We start from the raw sequence: 24,658 nt of genomic DNA, 5'->3' as shown, positions 1-24,658 counted from the left end.
GAAACCAAGACAGATACTCGTTATCAGCCATGTGTGACGTCCTGCACACAACGGCTGTACAAGCCCAGCGTCGCCTTATGGGAAGTTTTATGTTTCTCGATGATTGATTTTATCGTATTGCTTGTTGGCCGCTCATCTCTAAGCGCCATACGCATAGTAGACCTTCGCATATTTTCACCTCGCTTAGTACAAAGACGGAACCGCCCGCACTTCTCTCTTATTGAATAAAATGGTATTTATAAAATAACGGTCTGCGTCGAGTTGGTGGTCATTTTGTTTAACTGGTTCGTCTACGCCGCGATCTGCTGCTTTCTCGTTCCAAATGTAAGACGCATATTCACGAAACGTTTCTTTGCAGCAGTCGTTGTACAGAATCATCATCTTCTTCAACGCGGATTCGACATTTCGGATGCGGTCCACAACTTCATTTATCGCACTGACCACTTTCATTTGCTCCTGCTTCAGCAAAGTAATGAAGGACGCGGCAGAGGGATCGACAATAATTCCTTTTAACAGATGCTTTATGTCTGCTGTAAAGGCTTTTAAGTCTTCCAGATATTCCGGATCGGTCTTTTGACGATTCCGAGCCCGGCCATCGTAATGATATTCCTTTGCTTTGTACCAGGTTCCATCATAAAAACCCCACAATCCAAAGGTTGTCGGGTTTTTGGTGCCGTAATCGCACGCTACGTAATATTGTGTAGCCTGTCCACCGTATTAACAACATGCTCATCTTTATCAAACATGTCATAAATAACGCCTTCAGCAAGCACCCACAAGCCAAGAATATAGCGCTTGAAGAAAACTCCGCTGTATGAGCGTCGGTACCGCTCTTTCACTTTCTCAGATAGCGATAAATTGTCATCCATCGTAAAGTGAAGGTGCAGCATCCGCTTATCCTTCACTTTATCCAGGTATTCGACCTTGAACCAGTGATATGGTCCGGCCGGATTGCAGTTAAACCATGTTTTCGATCCCTCAACAGAACAACAAGCGGTTGCCTGATTGACGAATGATTGCGGCATCAGAGCCACTTCATCGAAAAACATGCCTGCCAGCGTGATCCCTTGGATAAGATCCTGGGAACCTTCATCTTTTCCGCCGAAAACGTAAAAATAATTTGTTACACCTTTGAAGCGGATCGTTAAATAGTTATCAGCGCGGTGTTCCTTTACCTTATATCCACGCGTTTTAAGCATCCGTTTGAGCGGCGTGATGACTGCGCCGATTGTTTTACCGGCCATCCCAAGGCTTTCTTCATTAAATGTTTCCATTGCCCACATAATATAGGAAAGTGACATCACAACTGTTTTGCCAGCACGAACAGATCCGTCGCAAACAATGCCATCCTGATCTTTAACAGGAGAATCTTTCCGCCACCAGGTCAATACTTGCAGCTGCTTATTTGAAAACGGCTTAAACGTAAACGGAGCGGGCTTTTTCTTCCTCGACATTTTATCTAAAACCGATACATTCTTAATCACTTTCGGTTCCGCTGCCTTCATCGCCCCACCCCTCTTTCGTCTTGCCTTCGATTGCGTCTAAGAAGCCATCATCTTCAAATTCGTCCTCGTTATCATCCTGAGCGGCACGCTGCGCAAGTTTCAGTTTTTCTTCTTCAATACGACGTTTGAATTCGTCAGGGAACAAATCGAAATAGCGGTCCAGCTTATCCAGTGCAAACTTCTTATCAATAAGCTTCACACTTACGCCATCTCTTCCTTGTCTTACTTCACTGACAATTGTTCCGTCAATTTCATCGCTGTTTTTGAAGAACATTTCATTGTAGGATTCAACGCGCGGTACCATTTCTTCCACTTTTCCATCTTCTTTTAAGACGACATCATATCTTCCAGTGTGAAGTCTTTTCGATGAAACGTCACATAGTCGGTAATGTCCGCAAACGCGATCTTAACGTAATAATCTATCACGTCTTTTGCGCTGATAAACAGGTCTTCTTGCAGGTCCGCTTTCAGCTCGCGGATATACGCCGCAACCTTAACATTTCTTAACAGGCGGCTCCCTTGAACATGAGCCGTATCTTTCGAATAACCAGCCTTGATTGCAGCCATTGTCGCATTGTAGCTTTTTACATAGTGCATGCAAAAATCCCTTTGCTGTTCACTGATTTCAGCCGTTTCCGGTTCTTCCATAACTTTCTTTTTGCTAGGAGAACGAGCCTTTTTCGTTGGCGTCTTCTTTTGTTGTACAACATTCTTTTTCGTTTGTTGTACAACATTCCATTTATCACGCTGTTTCCAGACAGCGATCTTCTTTTCATCTATGCCTAATTGATCTGCAATCGCTCGATTTGTTATTTCACCCTTATGCTGCTTCCATATCCTAAAAGCTTCATCCCTTTTCGGGTCTCTCCGTCTGGCCACGTCACATCACCACCACCTCCAGGATTGTTTTTGAGCAAAGAAAAAAGCACCGCTGTGGGTGCTTATAGAGAACGAAATTAAATTCATGTCATACTTATAACTTCTAATTTGTCTTTACGTACATTCAATTGCTTGCTTAACGCTTCTTTAACTAGGGTTCCTACACCATCATCTACATCTGGATTTATTTCCACCTGTTCATATTTCTGACGGCCTTCTGGCATCCCATTAGAGTCCAAAAGGTAATAACTCACTTTAATTTTTATAAGAACACCTCCTTTTCCTTTATATTTAGACAAAGTAAGATAATTTCCTGCCTCATTCCTTACGCTAATCGCTTTGTGTATTTGGACATGAAAAATAGCACCCCGTAGGATGCTTGTTGTCTTTGCTTGTATTACATGTCTGCCGGTTCATCTTTAATACTGACCGGTCTTACTAATGAGATCTTCGTAACTAAATCCAAGTTAATCGCATCGTTGTTCTCGTCAATAAGCCATTTGTCTTCATGATCGGTAAACATCCTCAAGACCACTTCTTCCTGACCAGGTGGACCTTTAACTTCGATGATCTCACTATTGTCTTTATCGAATTGAAGTTTGACTTTATAGACGATTTTATCCATTGCGCACTCCCCCTTTACCTTGCACTTCGACAAAAGGATTTATTTCCCTCCCACTTACTCGCCTCAAAATCTGTTATCATGTTCAAGTGACTTCAAAGGAGTGTACAATATGGAGAAAATTGATTTAAGCGTCGTCTATAATATTTTAGAATATCCAGACATTAAAAGTGGCCGCTGTGATAACTGCGATACGGCTAAATTCAAAAGTTCCATTAAAGATAGAATCTTTCTTCGTGAGTGCCGGAATTGCGGCATGAAAAAGATTGTTTAACCCTGTCATTTGATGGGGTTTTTATTTTGATAAAAGAAAAAAGCACCCCGAAAGATGCTTTATTTTTGTTCTTTAATTTCAATTCTTTCTCTTAACTTCTCTTCTTTTAATTCTTTTTTAACAAAAGAATTAATAAAGTTAGCTTGAAAATGAATCAGATTATCTGAATAATAACGGAATCCTTGGAATACGGAAAAGAATAAGTAACCTAATATAAATATAATAGCAAAGGTAAACCAATTAAGTTCATGGCGGAATATTATCACTCCCACAGATATTAGCGACAAACCGAGTGATACTACTAATGCTCCCAGACCGTGAATTGTAGTCAATAGGTATCTGTGTCTCTCTGCGATATAATTTCGTTTGTCTTCCGGTATTAAAAGTAATTGTTTTTGCCAATAAAACTCGAATGTAAAATATGCTCTATGGTGATCGAATTCATGTTTTCTTATTCCTAAGTCGTCTTCGTCGTCTATTAAAGCTATTATCTTGCTCATAATTTTGGATGATTGCTTAGAAAATATCCAATTCAATGAAAAGTATATTTGGTGCATTAAATATCCTAATACTATACCAACAAAACCCAGAGAAATAAGGATCCCCAACAATTGCGGTACAGTAAATTCAGTTCCGAGAAATGTAGTGTTTTCATACGAAATATAGGTAACATAACTAAACAAAATAAAAACCCACCCAGGAATACCCCATCTAATTAAATACTTTGTCTCGAAATTCATTCGCATTACCCCCCATAATCGATATTTCGACAAAAGGAGATAATTTCCTGCAAAATAAAAACGCCTAATAAGGCGCTTCTCAAAATTGGTTACTAAAATAAACGACAACCGACTGCATCATTACACCAAATTCTTCGTTAAACACTATTAAAGAAACAACAAGCAGTGCGTTTGTTGCAAGTTTCCCAACAAATTTACACATTACGATATAAATAATCAGCGTTATTATTGCAATAGGCGCAAAGTGCAATAATGTGCTTACTCCAGCATCTTTAATGCTTTCTATAGTATTCGTAATGGCTAAGTTTACTTGTTCCATAAATACCACCTCCTTACCAATTATTATATCGGCAATGATGGTTTTTTCCTATAAAAAACGTTACCAAAGCGGCAGTGCAAATTGCCTTCTCATTATTACGCCATTTGTACGACAAAAAACGCATCCTTTTAAAGGACACGCAAATTATTCAAGCTCAAAAAAAGCCTTCTGAACTCTAAAGTCTTTGCATATAATCGACTAAGACCTAGAAAGGAGGAGCTCTATGAGCATTAGCATTTCGAACAAAGGACTATTATTATTGGTCATAATAATTTTATTTCTCTAAGCCGCCTGATTAGGTTATCTCCAAGAAAAAGCAATAAATGTTCCGAAGGAGGCTGGGGGCCTCCTTTTTTTAATTTTTTGTTTACTTTATTGTATGAAGACATATTTAAACATACTACAATAAATATAAGAAAAATTAAGAAACAAGAAAAAGGCTGCCGTTTTTTCTATCTTCAATTTTCTTTTCAGCACGTTCAAGGTATGTCTGAACAGACGATTTCGTAATCCCGAGCAATTCCGCCGTATACTCGAATGTGATTCCTTCCGCTTTAACCAACGTAAAAATATCCCTTTCCCGCTTCGTTAAATCTGCCAATACATCATCCAGCAACCATTGCTCATCAGCCGTAATTTTTCTCTCTTCTTCAATCACTTTATTCGGCACAACCGCCTCAATCAGTTTCGGATCTAATGTATAAGCACCTGTCCGATCTGCCCCGCGTCTTGCATCAGGATTCCGGCCGGACACCATCCATTGAATCGCAAACTCTACTTCGCTGATCATGCTGTTGATGAGCGTTTTATCCTGGAGGTCCTGCTCCAACAATTCGGGTTTGGCTTCGATGGCTGCCTTCATTTCCTTCAGCGCTCGTAATGATTGTTTGTATTCGTAAATGAGTGTCCGCATGTTTATTCCCCATTTCTTTTTATTAGGCAAATAAAAAAGGACACCAAACAGCGCACGAATTTTCGTGTCTGTTCAGTGTCCTTCAGATGGCTGAGAGAACTTATTTAGCTGCTTTTATTCCTAATTCGCTTACGGTAAATTTTTGTTCTTCTTGCTCTCGATGTTTTTGGAAAAACTTTTCATCAATTCCTGTTAAAACAGTAAGAAAACTTTGATCTATTTTTAAATCATCCATTAGATCTGAAACAGAGTAAATACCCTTTTCAAAAAGCAACTGTAATATACTCTTTATTTTCATTGGTTTTTCTACCGAAATTTCATTGTCCAAAGGTTCAATTTGCTTATAGCCCTTCTTGTTAATAGACATAAAAAAGTAGCGCTGTTGCTGATAATTAATAAAACCTAACTTATATGCCCTCATCCCTATTGCCTGTAAGGAAACCTTCCACTTTTGTTTTAGATCTATATAAGCATCGGGATTTGATACCTTAATTATCCTACTGCAGTCTAATTTAAACTGTTTTTCTGGCAACAAAAATTCTGAAGCGAAAGCATGAGCTTCATCTTCAAGTTGTCTGTACGATTTCTTATCCTGCATTGTAAATTCTACTTTATAATGCAGAAGTAAGTGACCTAGTTCATGTGCTAAATCAAAATTCCTCCGTGCAGCTGACTTTTTAATAGAACCTAAAATTATATATGGTCTATCCTCTTCAGTCCACAAACTATAAGCATCAATTGTCTCTCCAATTTCTTTCTCAAAAACAAACGCACCTGCTCTTTCAAGTAGAAAGAGCAAGTTTTTGTTTGAATTTTCCTCTAAACCAATTCTTCCCCTGGCTAATTCAGCAATATGTCTAATTTGTTCTTCTCTACTCATTTCTGAGTTTTTCTTTAAAAATGAGATAGTGTCTTTCCTTAATTCTAAGAGTGAGTTCTTTGGATAATTAATTTTTGATTCAATTTTCTTCAAGAAAACGTCAATAAACCTAACGTGCATTAATTCACTTTGAGACTTATTTAGCGAATTGATTGTCTCAGAACGATATGCAATATTTTGGACTTGTATATTATTCATATCAACATCAGATAACAAGTCATTACTGTAGAAATATGAAGATTTCACATTGAAAATTGTTTTTAAGATGTTTACCACTTCTAATTTGGGAGACATATACCCATTTTCATATTGCCAAATAGCCTGCTCGGTTACACCGACTTTTTCTGCCAACTGACTTCTACTTAAATCATTTAGAATCCGTATGTTGGTCAAACTTTTACCAATGAACACAGGCTGTACCTCCTTAAAACCCTATTTCTTCTTCTCTTCTGCATCTAATGCTATGCCAAATACATGAGCATCTACGGCATCTCCTGCATCACCGCTATTAGTTAAGACATCTTTTAACTCATCATCAATGTCGATCACAGGTGCTCCACTAATGTATTTAGTCAAGTCATCGATTAAGTATGCTTTATTATTAGCAGGATTAGGCATCCATAGTCTAATTTGTTCAATTTGTTGACCTTCATCGATTAGATATGTGACGATATAAAACCGTTTATAGGTAGACTGAACTTCAGCAATTTCTTGATTGTCATGCTCGCTTAAACGAGTATCTTCTATTAATTCCAACTCAAGCTGGCCTAAAAACTCAGCTGGTTCAGTTGGGACATGTTTAAAATCAACATTTGAGTTGATCTTCATCAAGTTCTCCATATAGGAAATTTTCCTATTGCGTGTTTGTCCCTTAGCATCTCTTCCACGGTCGACTTGTTCCTCATTGAAATACCTGGCGTTTCTCACAATAAATAAAGTATCTTCATCATCGTGATTAAATTCCAAGTACTGCCAGGTTAAACCAGCTTTAGCTAATTTACATTCAACACCATACTTCTCGCATGAAACTGCGACCTGATGATCAATGTGATTTCCTTTAACCCAAGCATAAGCACCGCTTACTTTTAGAGTTCTTGCTTTTTCTCGACGAACATCTAGATATTCACGATATCCCTCAAAAATTCCATCCACAATTTTTTGATTTAAATCTTCTGCTAATTTATAATTCGTCATTTTCCACATACCCCCTATATTTTCTAAAATAAGATTTAATCATTTAATTTTATTAAAGAAAATATGATTTGTATATGGATTTCTTAAAGTTATTTCAAATTAATTAAAATTCCTCTCCTTCTTCTCGTCTCAACCTCTTAATTTTTCCTTGATGTGTGATAATTTTATATTCACCATGTGAAGGCAGTTCTCTAATTTTGACCTTCCCTTCACAAATTACAACCACACATACATTCGGTATATCCATTATATCTAATTCCAGCTTCATTGTGGAAGGATCAATTGTGATATCTTTCATAGTAGAGAAGCCCCCAGTCTGTTAAAATAAGATTGTCGATAATATTTTAAAGAGCCGGGGACTTTTTCTCGGCTTTTTTGTATAAATTTTCATCGATCGGTGCATACTGGTACTGACATTTGCAAAACCCAACTTGTACAACCCAAAACCATTTCTGCAGTCAGGTACTTGCCTGGCTGTTTTTTTATGCTAACCCCCACCGTTTCTTCGCCATTTCCAGACGTTCCGGCGTTAAATCCTGATACTTCGTTAAAATGTGTTCATCTGACACACCTTTGTCCACGAACCGCTTGTACTGCGCTTTGCTAAGGCTGCCGTTTGAATTAACCGTGCGCTTTAACCGGTAAGGCTCCGCGACCTGCTGTGCTTTCTTCAAATACGCCGGCCTCTTGGCATCAAACTTCTTGCAATACTCGGTCATTTCTTCTTTGGTCCACTGCTGTTCAATTACTGCGCCTCTGTATGCCATATCATTTTTCCTCCTCATAAATATTCAACGACCAGCTCAGGTAAAAAGCGGAAAATACCGTCCAAGCTAACTCGCATTTTGATCGGTTCACCATTTTCCCTGGCTTCCGTCAGCATCTGAGTGGCTTTTTCCCAGTCACATTCACTAGAACTTTTCTTTAATGCATATCGCTGATAATGCCAGATGGCAAAAACGTATTCGCCCCACTGTTCGGTGATCTGCTCCGTTTCTTCTATCTTTTTCCGATTTCCTGACTCCCACATTTCAAGCGGGCTTCGTATATGACCGGGAATAAGTGCCAATACATAAAGAACAGATATCTCTCGCAACAGGTTTCAATTACAGACACAGGGGTATCTAAACTAAAAACAGTCCAGAGGAGCTGTGAAAGATGCCTAGAAACAGATATATAGTCAAACTCGAGCGGAACGGTGAAATAACGCAAATTGCGATCATTGCCAGAAACCTTAAAGGTATGTATAGAGAGATTGACAAACTATACGGACATTTTCTTACTGATGAGAAAGGAAACGATGCAGGAATAATTTCTTTCGAAGAAACACCTTTATGCCACACCATGAAAGAGGAATTACATACACTGCCAAGCAGCAACCGAAAAGGATTATTATCTAAATAATAGATACCCCAATAAAAAAACTGTCAATAGACGGTTTTTTTATTTTATAGTGCCAAAACTTAACAGAAGCGCTCCCGGTCGTTCCCCATCCATTGCTTTTCGATAACGTGCGCTTTCTTAACATCAAATGGTTGTCCATCCTTATTAATAGGCTCCACTTCAAAAATCGTTAGCTGCTGCATACCGGTCACCTGCCTGCATTAATTCTTCAAACCATTCACGATCCCCCGTCAGCAGCGCTAAATCAATGAGCGATGATCGATCTTGCCACTGTTTAATCAAATGATCAGCTGGTTGCAATTCTAGGGGAGAATAAATACCTGGTGTTGGTTTCTTCATCTGAGGATCTCCACCAATCAGATAAACCACTTTCGTTAACTCGACTTGTTGCCCGTGAAAACCGTGCTGCATAATATTGCTCACATATCCAATTGCCTCGAGGCATCCGCCGATTTTAACTTTCTTCCACTCTCCAATTCTCAACAAGGCTGCCACCCCTTTAATTACACTTTTTTTGTGTTACATAAATTAACAAAGTAACATTTAATTTTCTTCACATCGGGTATACTATCCATTCAAAGATTTCAATAATAAGGAGGTTTTCTCAATATGTCACCAATTGAACTTTTCGGATGGATGTTATCACTGCTTTTGATGGTTAGCTTTATTGCTTCATTAATTTTCATATCAAGAGAACCCAGATTGTTTTCGAAATCGGAATACGATTCACCACAAAATAATAATCAAAATCGCGAACAAAAAGGTAAACAATTTTATTAAAGCGCTTCTAGCGCTTTTTTATTTTGCTTTCATCGTTTCTGCGTCCAACCTCCTTGTAACATGTTACATCCTCCTTACGACGCATATTGAATGTACTGTTAATCATTTACATGTGTAATCTACTTTTAACAGGGGTATATATGCTTATAGATTCAATCATTTGATCCTTTACACGAATTTTTCTCTACTCCTTTTATGGTAAAGAGAAATTTTGGTGGGGGGTGATGAAATGAGAAGGATCCAAGGCATAAATAATTTAATTCCTTACCTTGATTCGATCGACTTCCTACTAACTCATGAGGAAATTCAAGACCTAATTGCTCAAAAAAAGCTTCCTCACAAAAAACCGGTTAGTGGAATTTTCATTTTTGATTTAGACCACATCGATTGGTGGGTCAGCGGAAACCGAATCAAAGAATGATGTTTTGGAGCCCTACTTCTTAGTGGGGCTTTAATGCTTTACAAACTCTGGATGTACTGATAATTAAACAAATGCAACGACCTCTTCCTCTTCTTCATCAAAGGCCACTATCCAAGGAACTGTTTTAGGTTTCTTCCCGCAATTCTCACATTCCAATTCTTCATAGAAATAAGTGGATTTTTTGTTATCTACAGCATCTCTTAAATCATAATCAAATCCCATACGCTCTTTGCACTTGGGGCATGGAAAAGTTAATATTGGCAAATTCTTTCCTCCTCGCATTTTTGGACGAATTGTTTATTCGAAAATACTCAACTGACAATCTGCTTTAACGACTCGCTGCTTCTCTTTTTTATGCCATTTGTTCGCTGCGATCATACAGCTCTCTGGTAAAAACTCCAGGAGTTCGTGGTAATACCCTTTAAATACTGTGCCACCGCCAGCATTTGATATGAACCATTCATCAGGTGGTTTAACACCGCCCGGACAGCAAAACCCCATGCGGGATAAGCAATATATTTTTCCATCCGGAAACAGTAGTTCATCCCCATGTTCCAGCATCGCAAGCGCTCCTTTATGACGAGATATGGACGTACCATTGTTTAGAATCACTAGAATAAAATAGTTCGATAATACTAGTTTATAGCCTATTTTCCAGGGAATATACAAGACAGGAGGAATTATAAAAATGTTTATTTTATCAAATCAACAATTAATTCAAGCCTATAATCAGGCGAAAAAACTGAACCTGGAAATAGCATTCATACATATGCTTAATAAAGAAATCGAAGCAAGGAATCTCTCCAAAAAATTAGTACCTTCTGATGCTTGAAGTATCAGAGGGTTTTTACATGTATAAAGTGCTTACTCAACAGTTTCGGTCTAATGTTGAGTATTAATTTTCTCTGAACTTTTTTATTGTGGTTAAATAATTCGAAACGGTTAGGAGGCAGGTCTATTTGAGTCTATATTTAAACGATCATTATGTTGATGACATCTCGAACAAAATATTGAGTCTACGGGACCAATTGATTAATGAAAAAGCTAATCTGGACAGTAATCCAGTCTATGCAAACATTGAAAAATATTTAAAAAGCTGGCGTGAAAATCTTGTTGAAATTTACGCTTACTCTATTTCAAGAGATATGGACGTCACATTCAGTATTTTGAGAGAATGGGGAAACGAAGCTGTTGATACTCTGGTGAATCTGAATATGCCCTTGGATATTGCACTTGATGAAGTGCGGGATTATCGGAACCTAATCGGTCTTATCATTAAAGATGAAGCCGTTAAATACGATTTATCCTTTGATCAATTTTATGAGATCCTTTCACGGTTTGATGCCGTGGTGGACCGGGCTGTTCACTGGCTTAGCATATCTTATACAAGAAAATTCCTTACCCGTATCAATGCTGCAGAAGCAGTCGCACTGGAATTATCAATACCTGTAATTAAAGTAAATGAGACTGTCGGCGTTCTTCCTTTAATAGGAGACATTGACACGAAAAGAGCACAGGAACTAATGGATAAAGCCTTGACAAAAAGCAGTGAATTGTCTTTAGAATATATTGTTATAGACTTATCAGGTGTTCCAATCATCGATACCATGGTAGCAGATCGAATATTCAAAGTCATAAACGGTCTTTCTCTTTTAGGGGTTAAAACATTACTGGCCGGGATCAGACCCGAGATTGCCCAAACCATGATTAACTTAGGCGTCAATGTCAACACTTCAGATATCCGCGTCTATTCCTCTCTGCAAAAAGCTTTGAAAAGTTTACGAGTGGAAAGCCTTTGATTTTCTGAATCAAAAGGTAATTTACAAGCATGAGTGAAGAATTGTCTTTCACTCGTGTTTTTGTTTTTAGACGTACTGTTGAGTAATAAATTTGAATTAAAAGAATGGTTGCTTTAAAAGAATACTCTGTTAAAGAATATTGTTGATTTTCTTACAATAAAAATACGCTGTTTTCGCACATTAACTAACGCATCAAAATGTAAGCATATTAAGAAAAGTAAGCCCCTAATGGCGCTTACTTGTCTCTGTTTAGGATTGTCATTTATTTCACTCATGGTAGGGAGGTATTTCACCCTTTTCATCGTAAACAGAGGAGCTTCCACACTCCACCTTATAAGATAAAAGCCAAGAACCTGTTTCAGCTCCTTTCCGCCAATTTTCCTTGAAGGTGACGATATATGTTTCTTCTTCCATTTCTTTTGCACTCGTTTTTCTTTCGACCTCGTACCCCTTAATAGTTCCTTTCCATTTTCCAATTTTATTCGGAAATACATCTGTCACAGTCCCATTGCCAGCAGTAGCAAAATCAACAGCATCTGCTTTTGTAAAAGGTGGTATAGGAGGAGTGATGAATTGAAAATATCCCCAGCATAGCCCGTATACAAGAAGTGGAATGAGCAAAAACATCTTCGCAGCTTTATTTTTTGAAGCTCTTTTATATAACCATCTATCTACACAGGCATATAATAAGGCGGCTGGCGTTCCATATAATAACATTAGGACATCTAGCAAATCTAGAACTACTAAACCTAGTGCTGCTCCGAATATCCCATGTAAGAAAATATAAAGCCAATCATGTTTTTGAAACCATTTCCTTTGCAAATATTCGATTCCGACTGAGACTAGATTGCCATATGTGAAAATAATGCCCCCTACATACATGATATAAATAGCTGACGACCCCGCAAATGCATTGCCAAGGTTATAGATGATTTCCGAATCGGGGTCTTTCAATCCCCAAAAAGCCATACATATAGAAGTGACTATTGTGGCAACAAAAGTTGCCGTTAATTTTCTGTTTAACATACTTTTTAATTGATTTTGCATCTGTTCATTCCTGTCTTTGTTAATATGGATATTGCATTTTTTACTCAATCTTGTATCTTATTTAACTACTTGTTCTAATGGTGAGTATATTAAGAATAAGGGAAGTCATCAAATATCAACCTCCTTCTTTAACAGATAAATACCATTGTTTAACGGTGCTTAAATTGAAAACAGTTTTTTATTGTTTAGGCTCTGTTAAAGGCTAATGTTGATAAAAGCCCTGTTTGTTCTGTGATAAACCTTATGGACGTACTGTTGAGTAAGTGTTTTATTAATGCATCTTCCTTTTGAAGGAATATAGAGTTAAACTTTAAAAAGATTGTTATATTCCTTTGGGCGCCTAAAAGTAATTTGAAATTTTAATACAGGAGATTGATATCGTGCTTAAAATAAGATTAAGAAATTATTTGATAGTATCATTTGTTTATTTGGCGGCAATGCTGTTCTTTTTAGACATTGATAAGAATGCGTATATTGGCGGATTGATCATTTATACCCTTTTCTACTTGATACGTACTTATCGCGAGATAAAAAAAGAGAAGAAGTAATTTTAAAGGCTGCTTACGTTGCAGTCTTTTTTGAAAAAATCTCTTACTGAACAGTATCGGTCAACTACCGATTAAAACTTAATATCCGTCTCCAGCTTAGCGTAACAAGGTTTGTTGCCCTGCCAGCTGATAATTTGCTTTCCATGTCCGCTTTCCGGATTGGGTAACTTTTTCAACACCCCATCCTTCACGATATATGCTGCACTTTCCATGAGGTCGATCTCTGCTGTCATTTTTAGATCCATAGCTGTTTTTTCACCCCGGGCGCCCCCAGTCTGTTAAAATAGTAGTGTCGAATACTTTTTAACGGGCCGGGGACTTTTTCTCGGCTTTTTTGTATAAATTTTCATCAAGCGGTGCATACTGGTACTGACATTTGCAAAACCCAACTTGTACAACGCAAAACCATTTCTGCAGTCAGGTACTTGCCTGGCTGTTTTTTATTGTTCTCTCCACCGCTTCTTCGCCATTTCCAACCGTCCCGGCGTCCACTGCTGCTCAATTACTGCTCCACGGTATGCCATTTTTGTTTTCCTCCCATCAATTCTTTAAACCACCTTTTATAAAGGCGATCACACTCCCAAAAGGTTATTTATGTTATAATTGTAATTATTTATGAAGGTGGTTAATCATTGTGAATAAAAAGTTTCGTGTTTCTATATTCATTGGTGGTTTCTTTCTTTTTTATCTTCTTTTTATAATTGTCGGTGGACTTGCAGAATTAATCGATTTGAACCCGCTTCGCTTTGTTATTGATCATAATGACGGAATTGCCGTTTTTACTAGCCCGCTTCCATTTTTAGTCGTTTATATTGTCATGTATCAGTTGTTTAAATGGATACACACTAACTCCCGCCAAAAAATAAGTAAAGGATAACTCTTTTACTATTAAGGAGGGCAAGCCCCTCCTTATTGATTAAACACCTCTGTTCTGCTCAACTTCTTTTTTCTGCTGACTAACTTTTTCATATTACTCTCCAATTCTCAACAAGACTGTCACCCCTTAAAATAGTTTTAGTTGTTCGAAAAGAGCTGTACTTTCTGACTTATCGAAAATAACCTCTTCAATAACTTGATCTGATGCGGTTTCTACGCTTTCGATTTCTTCCGGTTGATCGACTGCTTCGAAACTTTCAAACCAGTGAACCGGATAACAGGCTAACATCCCTTTTAATTCTGCTGACGGGTACATGTCTACATGTAGACATGCCCCACGAGCAATGACAAAGTACGTTTTGCCGATCAACTTTTTTGAATGCTCCCAGCACCAAATGAGCTTTGCAGAATAGATTTTATTTCTTTCGATTTCAACCGTTCGTTTCCACGGCTCTGGCTGCCATTCTGCCGTTTGATTTCCTTCCACGATCTGAAAGTACTTCTTTTCAAAACAGCCAGTGTGCGCACCTTTCCGAGGGAATCTGGATGCGTATACATGATCCTTGCCGGCTGGAAAGAGATAAAATGTTTCATACGTTGGCAGAATCTCTGCATCAAGGCATGTTCCTTGCAGCACGTTACTCCCTCCTTGCAACTATTTTTGAGTGCACATTAGTTTTAGTATTAGTACCAATATTAGTAATGACATTAGTACTAATAAGGGCATAAATGACCAATCTGGACGAACTATTGATTAAATGTCTGCAAGTTAATCACTCAATATCCAATTAGCGTATAATTATTAGCAGACTGTAGGACGACTTAGAAATATCTGAAATTTTGTTATCCTAAATAGAAAGAGGTTATAAAAGTATGGATAAACTAATGTTTTTTTTATACGCGTTTATTATTCAATTTGTTTTTGGACTTTGTGTGATTATTAATCTAAACCAAAATACGAATCGGTCGTTTAGTGAACTAAGCGGTGAAGAACTTACAAAATCTATTATCATTGGAGTTTTAGGGCTTACTGCGCTTATTTTGTTCCGTGATGCTTATAATGTAAGATTTAAAGAAATTTCAAAAAGAGCGAGAATAACATTATCTCTTTTTTCATTATTTGTTTCAGTTATCACAGCAGTTTTACTTGTTGGTGATTGTTTGATAAGTTAAAAGAATTTAATAAATAGTTTCGGTCTACTGTTTCAGTTTCCAATCTTCAAAATATGGATCATCCGTAAAGTCACTTTCGTACAGTTCGTCATAACAAAGAGTTTTCCAGGTATATCCTGTTGTGCGGATCTCAACGATTTCCACTAACATACCTTCATTAAAATTTTTTGCTCCTGTGATAATGTCGCCTGGACCAAACATTTCATTCGCTCCTTCACAGTTTCGGTCAAATGCTGATCATCCTTGCCCTAATTCTTCAATGAGCACTTCAAACCGCGGCGTTTCGCTATAAAACTTTGACACAGTCAGATCCACCACCTGGCTGTCATCCTTCCAAATCACCTTATTCAGCGCGTCCTTGATGCCTTTGACGTAATTGTCCACGTCGGGCTTTGTGACCGGTCGTAACATGCCTGCTTCTGCTTTAGCTAACTTCCTTTTGCTGAACTTTTTCAGCATGGGCTTGTATACTTTTACCTTGACCTGCAGTGGACCTTCCAATAGCTTAGCCGGTCGATGTTGTGCGGCCACTACCTTTACATATTCCTTAAAGTTTCTCGATTTAGCTGGATCATATAGAATAGTGTTTCCACTCCAATCCTTGCCGGCACGAGGCGGCCCTTGGGCAACCGGCTCACCATAAACAGTGAAATGAATCATCTACTAAAACTCCTTTCAAACTTCCTTTACAGCCAATTCGTTCAATTAATTTCTAATTCATGCATACTTTTTAGTTTATTAGGTATATTTATATAGTCGAATAAACCTAATTGTCATAAAATAAAGTTAAATACATGACAATAAACTCAAAAACGGAGTGTAATTTATGCAGGAATTAACTGTTATCCTATCTAAAGAATTAGGAAAATTAATTAACGAATACTATCAATACAGTGATCTAGAAATCAAAAACCAAATTCAATGCGATATTCAATTACTAAGTGAAGCTATTCTTCTATGTGATCAATCCATATAACCTAGCAACTTTGACTGTGTCTTAAAAATTCTTATTATTGAATTCTGTATATTGTTAACCATGTTTTCAGTACCATGTTCTTTTCGCCGTGTATTGGCGTTTCTGAACGTTCTGGAATTGGACATCGACTGCTGCTTCCTGCGGATTTGGCGTTACCTTCACGACGTTGCCTAGGCTGTACTGATCACGTTCTTTCGGATCCGTCACGGCTAAATGCTTGTTATGAGCAAAAATGAACAGCTTGCGTTCAGCATCTGTTAAATGCTCATATCCTTGAATCGGTGTCATGCTGTCTTCCCCCCTTGCGTTGATAAATAGGTGTCAAACATCCGGCGGCCAGCCATAATCTCTGCTGCATCTGTTTTTCCGTAAGAGACAGTTAATTCAACAATTAATTCAATCGCGCTCATGACTTTGCCCGTGTTCTCATAATGAGTTTTCAGTAATTGATAAGCGTTTGAACGATTCATGCTGCATCACCACCCGTTTTTTCTTCCGCCTCAATTCGCTTCGACGCTTCATCTTAGTTAACTTCATGGGTTTTTCTTTATTGTTATCTATTCGTTAACTTATAATTGTCAATATAAGAAAAGAGGTGCTCATCAGTGCGCGGAGACCGTTTAAAAGAATTAAGAACCAGCAATAAGTTAACTCAAGAGGAATTAGGAAAAAGGGTTAATGTAACAAAAGTATCGGTTTCTGGATACGAGAACGGTAACCGAACTCCTGATACTGACACCCTTCAGAAAATTGCCGATTTTTTCGAAGTCACTACAGATTATTTGTTAGGACGAAGTAATGTGAAGAAGCCTGCTTCACCTAATACTTCTGACGATGAGCGCGAAATGAAGGAATTCTTCAGCAATCCAAGGCTGAATGTTTTCTTTAAAGAAATGGCCGATTCACCAGAAGAACAGCTTGAAGAATTACAGGAGTTCTGGGAGATCATCAAAAAACGAGGATTAAATAAAAAATAACACGCTGTAGTGTGTATTTATTTTAACCTCACATTCGATGTACTTATAATAAAGATAACAAAAAAATCCTGCTGGATTCGTGATAATTCCAGCGGGATTTTTTCTTTGGTTTACCGTTATTTATGGTGTAATTCTCAGTGACTTGTCTAGATGAAGTTATTAATACTCTCTTGGCAGCAGTGCATACCACTCTTTTAAGAAATCAAGCCAATATAAATGATTTCCGTATTGGGGTAAAAACTTTAGTCACCTCAATAATGCCAAACCACTGATTTAATTACAAAGGAAAACCCTAGCATAGACATGAACCATAAACAAATCATCAGTGTATCCTGACATGTTTGTTCCACCGTAATTGTTTCTTTTATTTATATTGACTGTTGATACATGGACTCAATAAACGGCCGCACCCCGTCTACACTTAGTGGCTTACTAATAAAATAACCTTGAATTTGGTCACAACCTTTTTCTTGTAGAAATTGATATTGTCTTTCGTTTTCAACACCTTCCGCAATAACAACTAAGTCAAGATTTCTTGCTAGTGATAAAATAGTTGAAACAATGGCGGCATTACTTTTATCATTCTCAATATCATCAATAAAGCTTTTATCGATTTTTAATATATCGATAGGTAGATTCTTAATATGACTTAATGAAGAATATCCGGAACCAAAGTCGTCAATTGAAATCATAATACCTAATTGTTTAAGTCTTTTTAATTTGTGAATAGCGATATCCATATCTAACGTCGAACTTTCCGTAATTTCCAGTTCTAAATATTCGGGGTCAAGTGATATTTCTTTTAATATTGAACTTACCTTCTCAATAAAGTCCTTTTGCATAAATTGAATGGTGGATACATTAACGGAAACCTTAATATCTTGTATTCCTTCATTTATCCATCTTTTAATCTGTAGGCATGCTTCACGTAAGACCCAATCACCAAGTTTTGTAATGAGTCCCGTGTCTTCTGCAATCGGAATAAACGTAGAAGGAGAAACGTTTCCAAAGTGACTATTCCTCCAACGAAGTAAAGCCTCTAAACCAACCACTTTACCAGTACCTAATTCCAACTTAGGTTGATATACAACACTTAACTCATTCATTTCAATTGCTTTTCGTAGTCCATTTTCAAGATTTACTTTCATAGTCACGTGATCATCCATTTTTACATTAAAGGTCTGGTAACGGTTTTTCCCTTGTTCTTTCGCACTGTACATAGATGTGTCAGCTCTTTTAATGAGACTATCTACCAGAATACCATGTTCTGGATATAGAGATATCCCGATACTTGAAGTGATAAACAATTCATTCCCGTTTATTAAAATTGGACTTTGAAGCTCTTGAATAATGTCTTCAGCTAATTGTTCTGTTTCTTCCTGTGTCGTATTTTTTAACAATATCATGAATTCGTCTCCACCTTGCCTGGAGACCACGTTTGGCTCACCAACAATACTTTTTAGCTTATTGGCAACAGAGATTAATAATAAATCTCCAATGTGATGGCCTAGTGTATCATTAATAAATTTAAATCGGTCTAAATCAATAAACATAATGGCTAACTTGCTGTTTACCCTTTTTGCCGCCTCTATCTCGTTTTTGACGACTTTTTCGAAATACCTCCGATTAGTTAAACCGGTAAGACTATCATGATAAGCTATATATCCAACTTTTTCCATCGATTCTTCTAACTGTTGGTTTTTTTCAAACAATTCCTTGGTCCGGTGCTGAACTTTCATTTCAAGTTCCCTGTTTAATTCCTTTGTCTCATATAATAACTCGCTGTTTTGAATTAAAGTAAGGATTTGTCTAACAATAATTAACAGTGTAGAAGCAATCGAACCGATAACAATGCTGTTAATTTCTAATACCCCTTGAAAAATCATAAAGGTAAAAATTGTTAAAACACACAAATAAGGCAAAATTAATTTTAAGGTTAGGAAATCAAAAATTTCCCCTGACTTTCTTACTATTCTAATATTAGGTTTACCCTTCACTTTAAAGTCCTCATGGTTATACAAACTTGCCAACCCAAACAACAACATTGCGAAGGGCCAAAGAGGATCAATAAAACTTCCCTGTTCATATAGGTTGTTTATTGTTAAATATAAGTAATAAAGATTGGACACTAATAGAAGAAAAAACCCTAAGATAATTAAGATAAATGTTTTTTTGGGTAACACATTTTCCGATGAATAAAATAAGCTTAACAAAGCAAAAAGCACCATTAAAATTCCAATTGGATAACTAGCATAAACAATGGTGTACATTAGTCCTATTTCTAAAGCAGAACTAATGATAGGTTCAATTACGTAATACCAAGTAATTGAGACAAAGACAACCATGACAATAATAATATCAAAGATGTACTGGATTGTTTTTGATGTGTTTTTGGTTATAGCCATAACAGAAATAAGCGCAATTAAAAAGAGAAAAATAGCTACATACCAAAATAAATCTGAAAGACTCGTGTATTGAACTGAATAGGCAAAATTATACCTAAAAATCGCCATTCCAATTGCATAAGAAAAGGAGGCAAGGGATGAAAGTAACCAAAAATATCGAATGCTCCCAATACTTTTACGATAGAACTGCTTTATCAACATAACTCCGGCAACAAGAGGGGCTACTATTTGTAATATGGTACCTCCTATTAATAGAATTGCATCATAGCTCTTAAAAAATATTATTAATGTATAATAACTGAGTATATAGAATGCAATAAAATAAATGAAAAGTTTATTATTTTTTGTAGTAGAATTGCTCATTAATCACAGCGCCTTTCAAGTAATTATGTTCTGTATTTATAATCTATAAGAAGATTGGTCATCCATGTGATGAATCCGGGTATAGATAGGTCCGTGCATCCATGGTTTCGTATCACAAGATAGAAATTGAGAGATTGAGAGATACTATACCAAGAATAAAGTAGAACAAACAGGCTATTGATCTAGAAAGTACTTTTTTGTTCTTTAATCTTTTAACTGGAAAAACCCAAAAAGGTTTTATCAGACTAATTAAGATAAGTAAAAAGAATATACCACCCAATACCAAAAAAAACTCACTTGTTGTCAATATTCTCCACTGTCTAAAAATAAATATTTATATAATGAATAAAATTATTGAATCCCTATTACATATTATTAGTACATTTCTTTTGAACCATAATTTATCATATCTGTGTAATTTTTCAGAACTCTATTTATTCCCATCCTGCTTATTAAATGATTACAATCTTCGACCAAGAGGACATATGCATTACAGTATTAGTCTAACTTGTAGGCTATTCCATTCTTGTTAAGCGGGATAGTAAAATTGATAAAGATTTTTTCAATTAGATGTTTCCTCTACTGCTGTTCTAAGCACATAACAAAAAACCTCAATTAATTCTAATGATAGCCATAGGCTTTAGCGCGTACACCAATGTTTTCTAAGAGTTCCTTATAAATGGTCACGTCGTCTTAGCTTCCGCTCGTTTAATTAGTACATCTCAGACGTCAACTGCTCTTAGTTCATGATTTGGTTCATTACTCACAGTTGATTTTTAAATTTCTAAAATCAATAAACAGTTTTACAGGTCTTTTTGCACAGATTCAGGTAAGAATCTTTTCTAATTCGATTATATAATTAGCAATAAGTAAATTCTACTACTCTTTATCATATTTTGTCGATCAAAAGTAGTAGGATTTACTATTATTTTGTAGAGAAATAGCAATAAGTGGTTATTTATCAGTATTATTTCTGCTATGCCATATGATTTTATACATAACAAAAGAGAGGCGAGTACTTTATAATGGGTAAATTTTTTAAGATTGGTTGTTTAGGCATCATAGGTATTTTCGTGCTGCCTGTTATTATCGGAATGTTCGCAAGCGATGATACTTCCACTCAGCCGACAACAGAAACATCAGAACCAGCAACAGAAAAAACGACTGCAGCACCAGAACCGGAAGAAGAGCCAGCTGAAGAACCTGCTGAGTCAACACCAGGTTTAGGTGAAACTGTTGAAGTAGAAACAATGACATTTACAATTAATGAAAAATCATCTGCTGCACAGGTCGGCCCTTCTTCATTACCAGAAAGAGCAACTGGTAAATATGTTGTATTGGATGTAACAGTTCTAAATAAGTCGAATGACGCTGTTACAATCGATAGTTCTTACTTCAAGCTGAAACAAGGCGAGAAAACTTTTGAAGCAGACAGCATGGCAAGCATGAGTGCAAACCAGAATGAAGATGGATCTATTCCAAATAGCTTGTTCTTTGAACAATTGAATCTAGGCTCTGAATTAAGCGGCAAGATTGTATTTGATGTTGCAGCAGATGTAGCAGATGCAACGGATCTTCAAGTTCAAGTTCAAGACGGTGTTTTTGGGACAAATACACAATTGATTAATCTCCAGTAATTTAATGTTTTTTAATAACTCTATCTTTTATTTGATAGAGTTTTATCATATACCAAAACCAAACACTAGTTCCCTAAACTGGAAAAAAGGCGTCCCTTATGACCTATGTGAAATCCCACCTTGAAGACTTTATTGAGAATTTATACATGGAGATATCAATTACTTCTCCTAAGCAGCTAAACATCAAGTTAATTGCCAGGAGGCTCAACATAGAGGTGGAATATAGTTATAAGACAAGCAAGTGTGCAGAGATCGGCGGTATTATGATGATCAGGCTTAATGAGAACTTATCTAAAGCAGAACAATGGCAGGAATTTGCTCATGAACTTTGTCATCTATTAAGACACTCAGGTAATCAAACCTTGCTGCCCTTCCCTTTTGTGCAGCTGCAAGAGTGGCAAGCAAATACATTTGCCCTTCATTTTTGTATTCCTACTTTTATGCTCCAAGAAATTGATCTGCCTTTTCATAAACGATTAGCTGTTACCCAGATAGCTGAAACATTTGGGGTTGAATACTCCTTTGCAGAAGAACGACTTTTGCTTTACGAGATTCAGATGATGGGCATTATGTATAATTCTCCTTCTCTTTTATGATGGCGGTTTTGTTTTAACAAAAGGCTCTTTTAAACGATAATATTGATTTTTTTCGCAAAAGAAAAAGGACCGTTTTTGGTCCTTTGCTTTATTCCTTCTTCAACTCAAGCCCCCGTTAGCCATCCATGCAGCTCAAGCATTGCACCACAGATTATGTAAGGAAACTCGTTCTTACATGGGAGTTTAAGTACATTTCTTCACAATCTTTCCTTCACATAACAAAAAAAGCCACCTGGATTTGGTAACCTTATCGGTAGCTCACAACTCGTTGTTTAGGAAATTACTTTTTTCCCATTACTGCAAAATAGTTTTCTTCATTATCTGCAAAGTTAAATACTCTACCAGATGGCATATTTACAATCTCTCCGACTGTAATATTTTTATTTAATAAGTCACTGTGTAATTGTTCAAGATTCTCCGTGAAAAACATTAAAGAAGGAGTACCGAGATTTAATCCAGGAGACATTTTAGAAACGAAATCCTTATTGTGCAGAATGACGCTTGTTTCTGCACCTTTTTTTGGAGCAATTTCAATCCATCTCAATCCCTGATTGTTGTTCTCTTCAGCTATTACAGTAAAGCCTAATTTTTCCGTCCAGAATTTCACTGCCTCATCTTGGTTATTGACATACAACATAATTTGACCGACTTTACTAAACATACTCCTTTCACTCCCTTATAAGAAGACTGTTTTTACTATCTAAATTAATATTCTTTGTTGGGAAGTAAAAATCCTTCTTCAATTAACCTGTCTCTTTACTTGAATAAGGAAGTACTTTACTTCTTATTTGAGTAAGGCCCCCTGTTATCTTTAAGTGTTGATATGTATACGTTATGGAGTTAGTATAGTTTCATGGACACAGTTTAATTAAGTCCTTACAATTATTTTTGAGAGGATGTGTCCGAATTGGAACGTAAACCTGCAGGCAAAAAATACAACCTTGATTTTAAGAAAACGATTGTGGATTTGTATCATTCTGGCAGCTCAGTTAAAGAATTAAACAGCGAATATGGCGTATCAGAGGTAACGATTTATAAATGGGTGAAAGACTTTACCCCTATCGGTTCAGAGAAAGAGGCACTGACACCAAAAGAGTTAGCCGAGATTCAGAAAGAAAACCTTCGGTTAAAACAGGAGGTAGAAATCCTAAAAAAGGCTATGGCCATATTCGCGAAAAAGTAACCGAAACAGAGCTCAACGATTTTATCGAGGAACACAAGGATCAATACCCTGTTCAGAAGATGTGCGAAATACTGGCGGTGCCAAGAAGCAGCTACTATGATTCCCTTGAAAAAACGACGTCAAAGCGTGAACAGGAAAACCAGGAACTCATGAAGGAGATCCAACGGATTCACCTGGAAAGTAAGGCACGTTATGGCGCTCCGAAAATTCATAAAACCTTATTAAACAACGGGTTTTGTTTAAGCCTAAAGCGTGTCCAGCGCCTAATGAGAAAGGCAGGCATTCGTTCGATTACCAAGAGAAAATACCGTCCCTGCCCCTCAAAAGAAAAGGTTGTGCAGCTGGATAATCTTTTAAAACGAGACTTCTCTACCTGCACGATCAATGAGAAATGGGTGGCGGATATTACGTATATTCCTACGGTAAAAGACGGCTGGTGCTATCTGGCCTCTGTATTGGATCTGCATTCGAAAAAAATCGTTGGCTATTCTTTTTCTCGTTCTATGACATCAGAATTGGTGATTGAAGCACTTCAAAACGCCTGTTTTTTTCAAAAGCCCCAAAAGGGCTTAATTCTCCATACTGATCTTGGCTCACAATATACCAGCAGTGAGTTTACTCAGTATGTTCAAAAACACGAGATCCAGCAGTCTTTCAGCCAGAAAGGCTGTCCTTATGACAATGCCTGCATAGAATCATTTCACGCCATACTAAAGAAAGAAGAAGTTTATCATACGCAATACACAGACTATCGAGCTGCAAATCTGGCTATGTTCCAGTTTATAGAAGGCTGGTATAACCGAAACAGAATCCATAGCAGTATCGGTTATCAGACACCTCAAGCCATTGAGGATGAAATTAGAAAAACAGCTTAAGACTTAATTTTTTTGTGTCCAAATTATTGACTCAAATCCATTACGAAATTGTTGATGGTTCTTATTTATTAACTTTTTAACTAACCTGATATGTGGTGGTGAAGCCCAGAATTCACCCTTCACTTAAGGGGTAGAATTCGGCTTTGATAGAAAACTCCTGTTTTGCGTTTGGAGCCGCCGTTATTTTGTAGTACCAGCAAGTGCAGCAAATGCACTTCTGAGTCGCCCAGGTCTCTTGTGTGGTTGCCCCAATGTGTTTCAAAGCTAAATTT

The 24,658-nt window shown here is 37.0% G+C and carries 37 protein-coding genes and 1 pseudogene; 12 read left to right on the top strand and 26 right to left on the bottom strand.

What is annotated here, in order from left to right:
- Window positions 1-183 precede the first annotated feature (183 nt).
- From NLX67_RS16085 to NLX67_RS16065, 5 genes and pseudogenes are all read right to left on the bottom strand, one after another.
- Window positions 184-1,454 (bottom strand): annotated as a pseudogene (locus NLX67_RS16085) (PBSX family phage terminase large subunit).
- Between the two features lie 22 nt (window positions 1,455-1,476).
- Window positions 1,477-1,809 carry a terminase small subunit gene (locus tag NLX67_RS16080; RefSeq protein WP_375143397.1) on the bottom strand — a complete coding sequence of 111 codons (333 nt, stop codon included), beginning with the start codon at window positions 1,807-1,809 and terminating at the stop codon, window positions 1,477-1,479.
- 23 nt (window positions 1,810-1,832) lie between these two features.
- Window positions 1,833-2,384 (bottom strand): terminase small subunit, encoded by a 552-nt coding sequence (locus NLX67_RS23080; RefSeq protein WP_254312538.1) that lies wholly within the window; start codon window positions 2,382-2,384, stop codon window positions 1,833-1,835.
- An 83-nt stretch (window positions 2,385-2,467) separates the two neighbouring features.
- Window positions 2,468-2,683, bottom strand: a complete 216-nt coding sequence (locus NLX67_RS16070) for a hypothetical protein (RefSeq protein ID WP_254312537.1) — start codon at window positions 2,681-2,683, stop codon at window positions 2,468-2,470.
- Window positions 2,684-2,781: 98 nt separating this feature from the next.
- Window positions 2,782-3,009: a hypothetical protein gene (locus tag NLX67_RS16065; RefSeq protein WP_254312536.1), complete on the bottom strand. Its 228-nt coding sequence runs from the start codon at window positions 3,007-3,009 to the stop codon at window positions 2,782-2,784.
- Window positions 3,010-3,118: 109 nt separating this feature from the next.
- On the opposite strand from NLX67_RS16065, the gene NLX67_RS16060 reads away from it, so the two are divergent.
- Window positions 3,119-3,280 carry a DUF8096 family protein gene (locus NLX67_RS16060; RefSeq protein ID WP_254312535.1) on the top strand — a complete coding sequence of 54 codons (162 nt, stop codon included), beginning with the start codon at window positions 3,119-3,121 and terminating at the stop codon, window positions 3,278-3,280.
- Window positions 3,281-3,339: 59 nt separating this feature from the next.
- Here NLX67_RS16060 and NLX67_RS16055 read toward each other — a convergent pair whose 3' ends face one another.
- The 8 genes from NLX67_RS16055 to NLX67_RS16020 form a co-directional block, all read right to left on the bottom strand.
- The gene (locus tag NLX67_RS16055; protein ID WP_254312534.1) at window positions 3,340-4,020 is read right to left on the bottom strand and encodes a BA5345 family protein; all 681 of its coding nucleotides are present in this window, start codon (window positions 4,018-4,020) and stop codon (window positions 3,340-3,342) included.
- 79 nt (window positions 4,021-4,099) lie between these two features.
- A complete protein-coding gene (locus NLX67_RS16050) occupies window positions 4,100-4,339 on the bottom strand; it encodes a hypothetical protein (RefSeq protein WP_254312533.1) in 240 nt (79 codons plus the stop codon).
- 421 nt (window positions 4,340-4,760) lie between these two features.
- Window positions 4,761-5,252: a sigma factor-like helix-turn-helix DNA-binding protein gene (locus NLX67_RS16045; protein WP_254312532.1), complete on the bottom strand. Its 492-nt coding sequence runs from the start codon at window positions 5,250-5,252 to the stop codon at window positions 4,761-4,763.
- A 100-nt stretch (window positions 5,253-5,352) separates the two neighbouring features.
- The gene (locus NLX67_RS16040) at window positions 5,353-6,543 is read right to left on the bottom strand and encodes a spr1629 family repressor/antitoxin (RefSeq protein ID WP_254312531.1); all 1,191 of its coding nucleotides are present in this window, start codon (window positions 6,541-6,543) and stop codon (window positions 5,353-5,355) included.
- A gap of 21 nt (window positions 6,544-6,564) precedes the next feature.
- Window positions 6,565-7,326 carry a spr1630 family ClpXP-sensitive toxin gene (locus tag NLX67_RS16035; protein WP_254312530.1) on the bottom strand — a complete coding sequence of 254 codons (762 nt, stop codon included), beginning with the start codon at window positions 7,324-7,326 and terminating at the stop codon, window positions 6,565-6,567.
- A 103-nt stretch (window positions 7,327-7,429) separates the two neighbouring features.
- The gene (locus tag NLX67_RS16030; RefSeq protein WP_254312529.1) at window positions 7,430-7,624 is read right to left on the bottom strand and encodes an XtrA/YqaO family protein; all 195 of its coding nucleotides are present in this window, start codon (window positions 7,622-7,624) and stop codon (window positions 7,430-7,432) included.
- Window positions 7,625-7,808: 184 nt separating this feature from the next.
- On the bottom strand, window positions 7,809-8,093 hold the full coding sequence (locus NLX67_RS16025; protein WP_254312528.1) for a hypothetical protein: 285 nt from the start codon (window positions 8,091-8,093) through the stop codon (window positions 7,809-7,811).
- Between the two features lie 14 nt (window positions 8,094-8,107).
- Complete coding sequence (locus NLX67_RS16020) at window positions 8,108-8,356, bottom strand: hypothetical protein (RefSeq protein WP_254312527.1); 249 nt, start codon at window positions 8,354-8,356, stop codon at window positions 8,108-8,110.
- Window positions 8,357-8,484: 128 nt separating this feature from the next.
- On the opposite strand from NLX67_RS16020, the gene NLX67_RS16015 reads away from it, so the two are divergent.
- Window positions 8,485-8,730: a hypothetical protein gene (locus NLX67_RS16015; RefSeq protein WP_254312526.1), complete on the top strand. Its 246-nt coding sequence runs from the start codon at window positions 8,485-8,487 to the stop codon at window positions 8,728-8,730.
- A 59-nt stretch (window positions 8,731-8,789) separates the two neighbouring features.
- Here NLX67_RS16015 and NLX67_RS22855 read toward each other — a convergent pair whose 3' ends face one another.
- Both NLX67_RS22855 and NLX67_RS16010 read right to left on the bottom strand, forming a co-directional pair.
- Window positions 8,790-8,912, bottom strand: coding sequence for a hypothetical protein (locus tag NLX67_RS22855; RefSeq protein ID WP_256519928.1), 123 nt, complete (start codon window positions 8,910-8,912; stop codon window positions 8,790-8,792).
- Complete coding sequence (locus NLX67_RS16010) at window positions 8,890-9,216, bottom strand: hypothetical protein (RefSeq protein WP_254312525.1); 327 nt, start codon at window positions 9,214-9,216, stop codon at window positions 8,890-8,892. Before NLX67_RS16010 ends, NLX67_RS22855 begins: the two co-directional genes overlap by 23 nt.
- A 123-nt stretch (window positions 9,217-9,339) precedes the next feature.
- Here NLX67_RS16010 and NLX67_RS16005 point away from each other — a divergent pair, with 123 nt between their 5' ends.
- Window positions 9,340-9,510, top strand: a complete 171-nt coding sequence (locus tag NLX67_RS16005; RefSeq protein WP_254312524.1) for a hypothetical protein — start codon at window positions 9,340-9,342, stop codon at window positions 9,508-9,510.
- Window positions 9,511-9,739: 229 nt separating this feature from the next.
- Window positions 9,740-9,931 (top strand): hypothetical protein, encoded by a 192-nt coding sequence (locus NLX67_RS16000; RefSeq protein WP_254312523.1) that lies wholly within the window; start codon window positions 9,740-9,742, stop codon window positions 9,929-9,931.
- Window positions 9,932-9,994: 63 nt separating this feature from the next.
- Here NLX67_RS16000 and NLX67_RS15995 read toward each other — a convergent pair whose 3' ends face one another.
- Together NLX67_RS15995 and NLX67_RS15990 are read right to left on the bottom strand one after the other, a co-directional pair.
- A complete protein-coding gene (locus NLX67_RS15995) occupies window positions 9,995-10,195 on the bottom strand; it encodes a hypothetical protein (protein ID WP_254312522.1) in 201 nt (66 codons plus the stop codon).
- Between the two features lie 33 nt (window positions 10,196-10,228).
- Window positions 10,229-10,492, bottom strand: a complete 264-nt coding sequence (locus NLX67_RS15990) for a hypothetical protein (RefSeq protein WP_254312521.1) — start codon at window positions 10,490-10,492, stop codon at window positions 10,229-10,231.
- A gap of 127 nt (window positions 10,493-10,619) precedes the next feature.
- Between NLX67_RS15990 and sda the strand changes: the two genes are divergently transcribed.
- Both sda and NLX67_RS15980 read left to right on the top strand, forming a co-directional pair.
- Window positions 10,620-10,763, top strand: coding sequence for a sporulation histidine kinase inhibitor Sda (gene sda, locus NLX67_RS15985; RefSeq protein ID WP_254312520.1), 144 nt, complete (start codon window positions 10,620-10,622; stop codon window positions 10,761-10,763).
- A 127-nt stretch (window positions 10,764-10,890) separates the two neighbouring features.
- Window positions 10,891-11,730 (top strand): STAS domain-containing protein, encoded by an 840-nt coding sequence (locus tag NLX67_RS15980; protein WP_254312519.1) that lies wholly within the window; start codon window positions 10,891-10,893, stop codon window positions 11,728-11,730.
- Window positions 11,731-11,997: 267 nt separating this feature from the next.
- On the opposite strand, the gene NLX67_RS15975 is transcribed toward NLX67_RS15980, so the two are convergent.
- Both NLX67_RS15975 and NLX67_RS15970 read right to left on the bottom strand, forming a co-directional pair.
- Entirely contained in the window at window positions 11,998-12,777 is a 780-nt protein-coding gene (locus tag NLX67_RS15975; RefSeq protein WP_254312518.1) for a hypothetical protein, read from the bottom strand.
- A gap of 619 nt (window positions 12,778-13,396) precedes the next feature.
- Entirely contained in the window at window positions 13,397-13,570 is a 174-nt protein-coding gene (locus NLX67_RS15970; protein ID WP_254312517.1) for a DUF3954 domain-containing protein, read from the bottom strand.
- 389 nt (window positions 13,571-13,959) lie between these two features.
- Here NLX67_RS15970 and NLX67_RS15965 point away from each other — a divergent pair, with 389 nt between their 5' ends.
- Window positions 13,960-14,202 carry a DUF3935 domain-containing protein gene (locus NLX67_RS15965; protein WP_254312516.1) on the top strand — a complete coding sequence of 81 codons (243 nt, stop codon included), beginning with the start codon at window positions 13,960-13,962 and terminating at the stop codon, window positions 14,200-14,202.
- Window positions 14,203-14,328: 126 nt separating this feature from the next.
- On the opposite strand, the gene NLX67_RS15960 is transcribed toward NLX67_RS15965, so the two are convergent.
- Window positions 14,329-14,838 (bottom strand): hypothetical protein, encoded by a 510-nt coding sequence (locus tag NLX67_RS15960; RefSeq protein WP_254312515.1) that lies wholly within the window; start codon window positions 14,836-14,838, stop codon window positions 14,329-14,331.
- A 236-nt stretch (window positions 14,839-15,074) separates the two neighbouring features.
- Here NLX67_RS15960 and NLX67_RS15955 point away from each other — a divergent pair, with 236 nt between their 5' ends.
- Window positions 15,075-15,374, top strand: a complete 300-nt coding sequence (locus NLX67_RS15955) for a hypothetical protein (RefSeq protein ID WP_254312514.1) — start codon at window positions 15,075-15,077, stop codon at window positions 15,372-15,374.
- Window positions 15,375-15,398: 24 nt separating this feature from the next.
- Here the strand turns inward: NLX67_RS15955 and NLX67_RS15950 are convergent, their stop codons facing one another.
- The 4 genes from NLX67_RS15950 to NLX67_RS15935 form a co-directional block, all read right to left on the bottom strand.
- On the bottom strand, window positions 15,399-15,575 hold the full coding sequence (locus NLX67_RS15950; RefSeq protein WP_254312513.1) for a hypothetical protein: 177 nt from the start codon (window positions 15,573-15,575) through the stop codon (window positions 15,399-15,401).
- Between the two features lie 36 nt (window positions 15,576-15,611).
- Complete coding sequence (locus tag NLX67_RS15945; RefSeq protein WP_254312512.1) at window positions 15,612-16,034, bottom strand: RusA family crossover junction endodeoxyribonuclease; 423 nt, start codon at window positions 16,032-16,034, stop codon at window positions 15,612-15,614.
- A 382-nt stretch (window positions 16,035-16,416) separates the two neighbouring features.
- Window positions 16,417-16,638 carry a hypothetical protein gene (locus NLX67_RS15940; protein ID WP_254312511.1) on the bottom strand — a complete coding sequence of 74 codons (222 nt, stop codon included), beginning with the start codon at window positions 16,636-16,638 and terminating at the stop codon, window positions 16,417-16,419.
- The gene (locus NLX67_RS15935; protein WP_254312510.1) at window positions 16,635-16,820 is read right to left on the bottom strand and encodes a hypothetical protein; all 186 of its coding nucleotides are present in this window, start codon (window positions 16,818-16,820) and stop codon (window positions 16,635-16,637) included. Before NLX67_RS15935 ends, NLX67_RS15940 begins: the two co-directional genes overlap by 4 nt.
- Window positions 16,821-16,955: 135 nt before the next feature.
- Here NLX67_RS15935 and NLX67_RS15930 point away from each other — a divergent pair, with 135 nt between their 5' ends.
- Entirely contained in the window at window positions 16,956-17,327 is a 372-nt protein-coding gene (locus NLX67_RS15930) for a helix-turn-helix domain-containing protein (protein ID WP_254312509.1), read from the top strand.
- Window positions 17,328-17,695: 368 nt separating this feature from the next.
- On the opposite strand, the gene NLX67_RS15925 is transcribed toward NLX67_RS15930, so the two are convergent.
- On the bottom strand, window positions 17,696-20,095 hold the full coding sequence (locus NLX67_RS15925; RefSeq protein ID WP_254312508.1) for an EAL domain-containing protein: 2,400 nt from the start codon (window positions 20,093-20,095) through the stop codon (window positions 17,696-17,698).
- A gap of 1,025 nt (window positions 20,096-21,120) precedes the next feature.
- Between NLX67_RS15925 and NLX67_RS15920 the strand changes: the two genes are divergently transcribed.
- Both NLX67_RS15920 and NLX67_RS15915 read left to right on the top strand, forming a co-directional pair.
- Entirely contained in the window at window positions 21,121-21,732 is a 612-nt protein-coding gene (locus NLX67_RS15920) for a DUF4352 domain-containing protein (RefSeq protein ID WP_254312507.1), read from the top strand.
- 98 nt (window positions 21,733-21,830) lie between these two features.
- A complete protein-coding gene (locus NLX67_RS15915; RefSeq protein ID WP_254312506.1) occupies window positions 21,831-22,328 on the top strand; it encodes an ImmA/IrrE family metallo-endopeptidase in 498 nt (165 codons plus the stop codon).
- A 280-nt stretch (window positions 22,329-22,608) separates the two neighbouring features.
- Here the strand turns inward: NLX67_RS15915 and NLX67_RS15910 are convergent, their stop codons facing one another.
- Complete coding sequence (locus tag NLX67_RS15910; RefSeq protein WP_046181409.1) at window positions 22,609-22,989, bottom strand: VOC family protein; 381 nt, start codon at window positions 22,987-22,989, stop codon at window positions 22,609-22,611.
- Between the two features lie 246 nt (window positions 22,990-23,235).
- Between NLX67_RS15910 and NLX67_RS15905 the strand changes: the two genes are divergently transcribed.
- A protein-coding gene (locus NLX67_RS15905) for an IS3 family transposase (RefSeq protein WP_254312505.1) occupies window positions 23,236-24,386 on the top strand; the annotation gives its coding sequence in 2 pieces (ribosomal slippage) (window positions 23,236-23,476 and window positions 23,476-24,386; 1,152 coding nt in all).
- The last annotated feature ends 272 nt before the right edge of the window (window positions 24,387-24,658 follow it).

This window comes from Domibacillus sp. A3M-37 (assembly GCF_024213455.1).
Classification (GTDB): domain Bacteria; phylum Bacillota; class Bacilli; order Bacillales; family Domibacillaceae; genus Domibacillus; species Domibacillus tundrae.
Note: the sequence above shows the minus strand (reverse complement) of the source record. Positions and strands in the feature narration are given on the sequence as shown.

What these genes read in the sequence shown, in the direction of transcription:
- NLX67_RS16055 (WP_254312534.1), bottom strand. Translation starts at nt 4,020, where the DNA reads ATGAATTTCGAGACAAAGTATTTAATTAGATGGGGTATTCCTGGGTGG.
- NLX67_RS16045 (WP_254312532.1), bottom strand. Translation starts at nt 5,252, where the DNA reads ATGCGGACACTCATTTACGAATACAAACAATCATTACGAGCGCTGAAG.
- NLX67_RS15955 (WP_254312514.1), top strand. Translation starts at nt 15,075, where the DNA reads ATGGATAAACTAATGTTTTTTTTATACGCGTTTATTATTCAATTTGTT.
- NLX67_RS15975 (WP_254312518.1), bottom strand. Translation starts at nt 12,777, where the DNA reads ATGCAAAATCAATTAAAAAGTATGTTAAACAGAAAATTAACGGCAACT.
- NLX67_RS15910 (WP_046181409.1), bottom strand. Translation starts at nt 22,989, where the DNA reads ATGTTTAGTAAAGTCGGTCAAATTATGTTGTATGTCAATAACCAAGAT.
- NLX67_RS16080 (WP_375143397.1), bottom strand. Translation starts at nt 1,809, where the DNA reads ATGGTACCGCGCGTTGAATCCTACAATGAAATGTTCTTCAAAAACAGC.
- NLX67_RS16060 (WP_254312535.1), top strand. Translation starts at nt 3,119, where the DNA reads ATGGAGAAAATTGATTTAAGCGTCGTCTATAATATTTTAGAATATCCA.
- NLX67_RS16015 (WP_254312526.1), top strand. Translation starts at nt 8,485, where the DNA reads ATGCCTAGAAACAGATATATAGTCAAACTCGAGCGGAACGGTGAAATA.
- NLX67_RS15935 (WP_254312510.1), bottom strand. Translation starts at nt 16,820, where the DNA reads ATGAATCGTTCAAACGCTTATCAATTACTGAAAACTCATTATGAGAAC.
- NLX67_RS22855 (WP_256519928.1), bottom strand. Translation starts at nt 8,912, where the DNA reads ATGCAGCAGCTAACGATTTTTGAAGTGGAGCCTATTAATAAGGATGGA.
- NLX67_RS16025 (WP_254312528.1), bottom strand. Translation starts at nt 8,093, where the DNA reads ATGGCATACAGAGGCGCAGTAATTGAACAGCAGTGGACCAAAGAAGAA.
- NLX67_RS16050 (WP_254312533.1), bottom strand. Translation starts at nt 4,339, where the DNA reads ATGGAACAAGTAAACTTAGCCATTACGAATACTATAGAAAGCATTAAA.
- NLX67_RS16030 (WP_254312529.1), bottom strand. Translation starts at nt 7,624, where the DNA reads ATGAAAGATATCACAATTGATCCTTCCACAATGAAGCTGGAATTAGAT.
- NLX67_RS15970 (WP_254312517.1), bottom strand. Translation starts at nt 13,570, where the DNA reads ATGGATCTAAAAATGACAGCAGAGATCGACCTCATGGAAAGTGCAGCA.
- NLX67_RS16005 (WP_254312524.1), top strand. Translation starts at nt 9,340, where the DNA reads ATGTCACCAATTGAACTTTTCGGATGGATGTTATCACTGCTTTTGATG.
- NLX67_RS15990 (WP_254312521.1), bottom strand. Translation starts at nt 10,492, where the DNA reads ATGCTGGAACATGGGGATGAACTACTGTTTCCGGATGGAAAAATATAT.
- NLX67_RS15945 (WP_254312512.1), bottom strand. Translation starts at nt 16,034, where the DNA reads ATGATTCATTTCACTGTTTATGGTGAGCCGGTTGCCCAAGGGCCGCCT.
- NLX67_RS16000 (WP_254312523.1), top strand. Translation starts at nt 9,740, where the DNA reads ATGAGAAGGATCCAAGGCATAAATAATTTAATTCCTTACCTTGATTCG.
- NLX67_RS15940 (WP_254312511.1), bottom strand. Translation starts at nt 16,638, where the DNA reads ATGACACCGATTCAAGGATATGAGCATTTAACAGATGCTGAACGCAAG.
- NLX67_RS16020 (WP_254312527.1), bottom strand. Translation starts at nt 8,356, where the DNA reads ATGTGGGAGTCAGGAAATCGGAAAAAGATAGAAGAAACGGAGCAGATC.
- NLX67_RS15950 (WP_254312513.1), bottom strand. Translation starts at nt 15,575, where the DNA reads ATGTTTGGTCCAGGCGACATTATCACAGGAGCAAAAAATTTTAATGAA.
- NLX67_RS16035 (WP_254312530.1), bottom strand. Translation starts at nt 7,326, where the DNA reads ATGACGAATTATAAATTAGCAGAAGATTTAAATCAAAAAATTGTGGAT.
- NLX67_RS15915 (WP_254312506.1), top strand. Translation starts at nt 21,831, where the DNA reads ATGACCTATGTGAAATCCCACCTTGAAGACTTTATTGAGAATTTATAC.
- sda (WP_254312520.1), top strand. Translation starts at nt 10,620, where the DNA reads ATGTTTATTTTATCAAATCAACAATTAATTCAAGCCTATAATCAGGCG.
- NLX67_RS16065 (WP_254312536.1), bottom strand. Translation starts at nt 3,009, where the DNA reads ATGGATAAAATCGTCTATAAAGTCAAACTTCAATTCGATAAAGACAAT.
- NLX67_RS15925 (WP_254312508.1), bottom strand. Translation starts at nt 20,095, where the DNA reads ATGAGCAATTCTACTACAAAAAATAATAAACTTTTCATTTATTTTATT.
- NLX67_RS15920 (WP_254312507.1), top strand. Translation starts at nt 21,121, where the DNA reads ATGGGTAAATTTTTTAAGATTGGTTGTTTAGGCATCATAGGTATTTTC.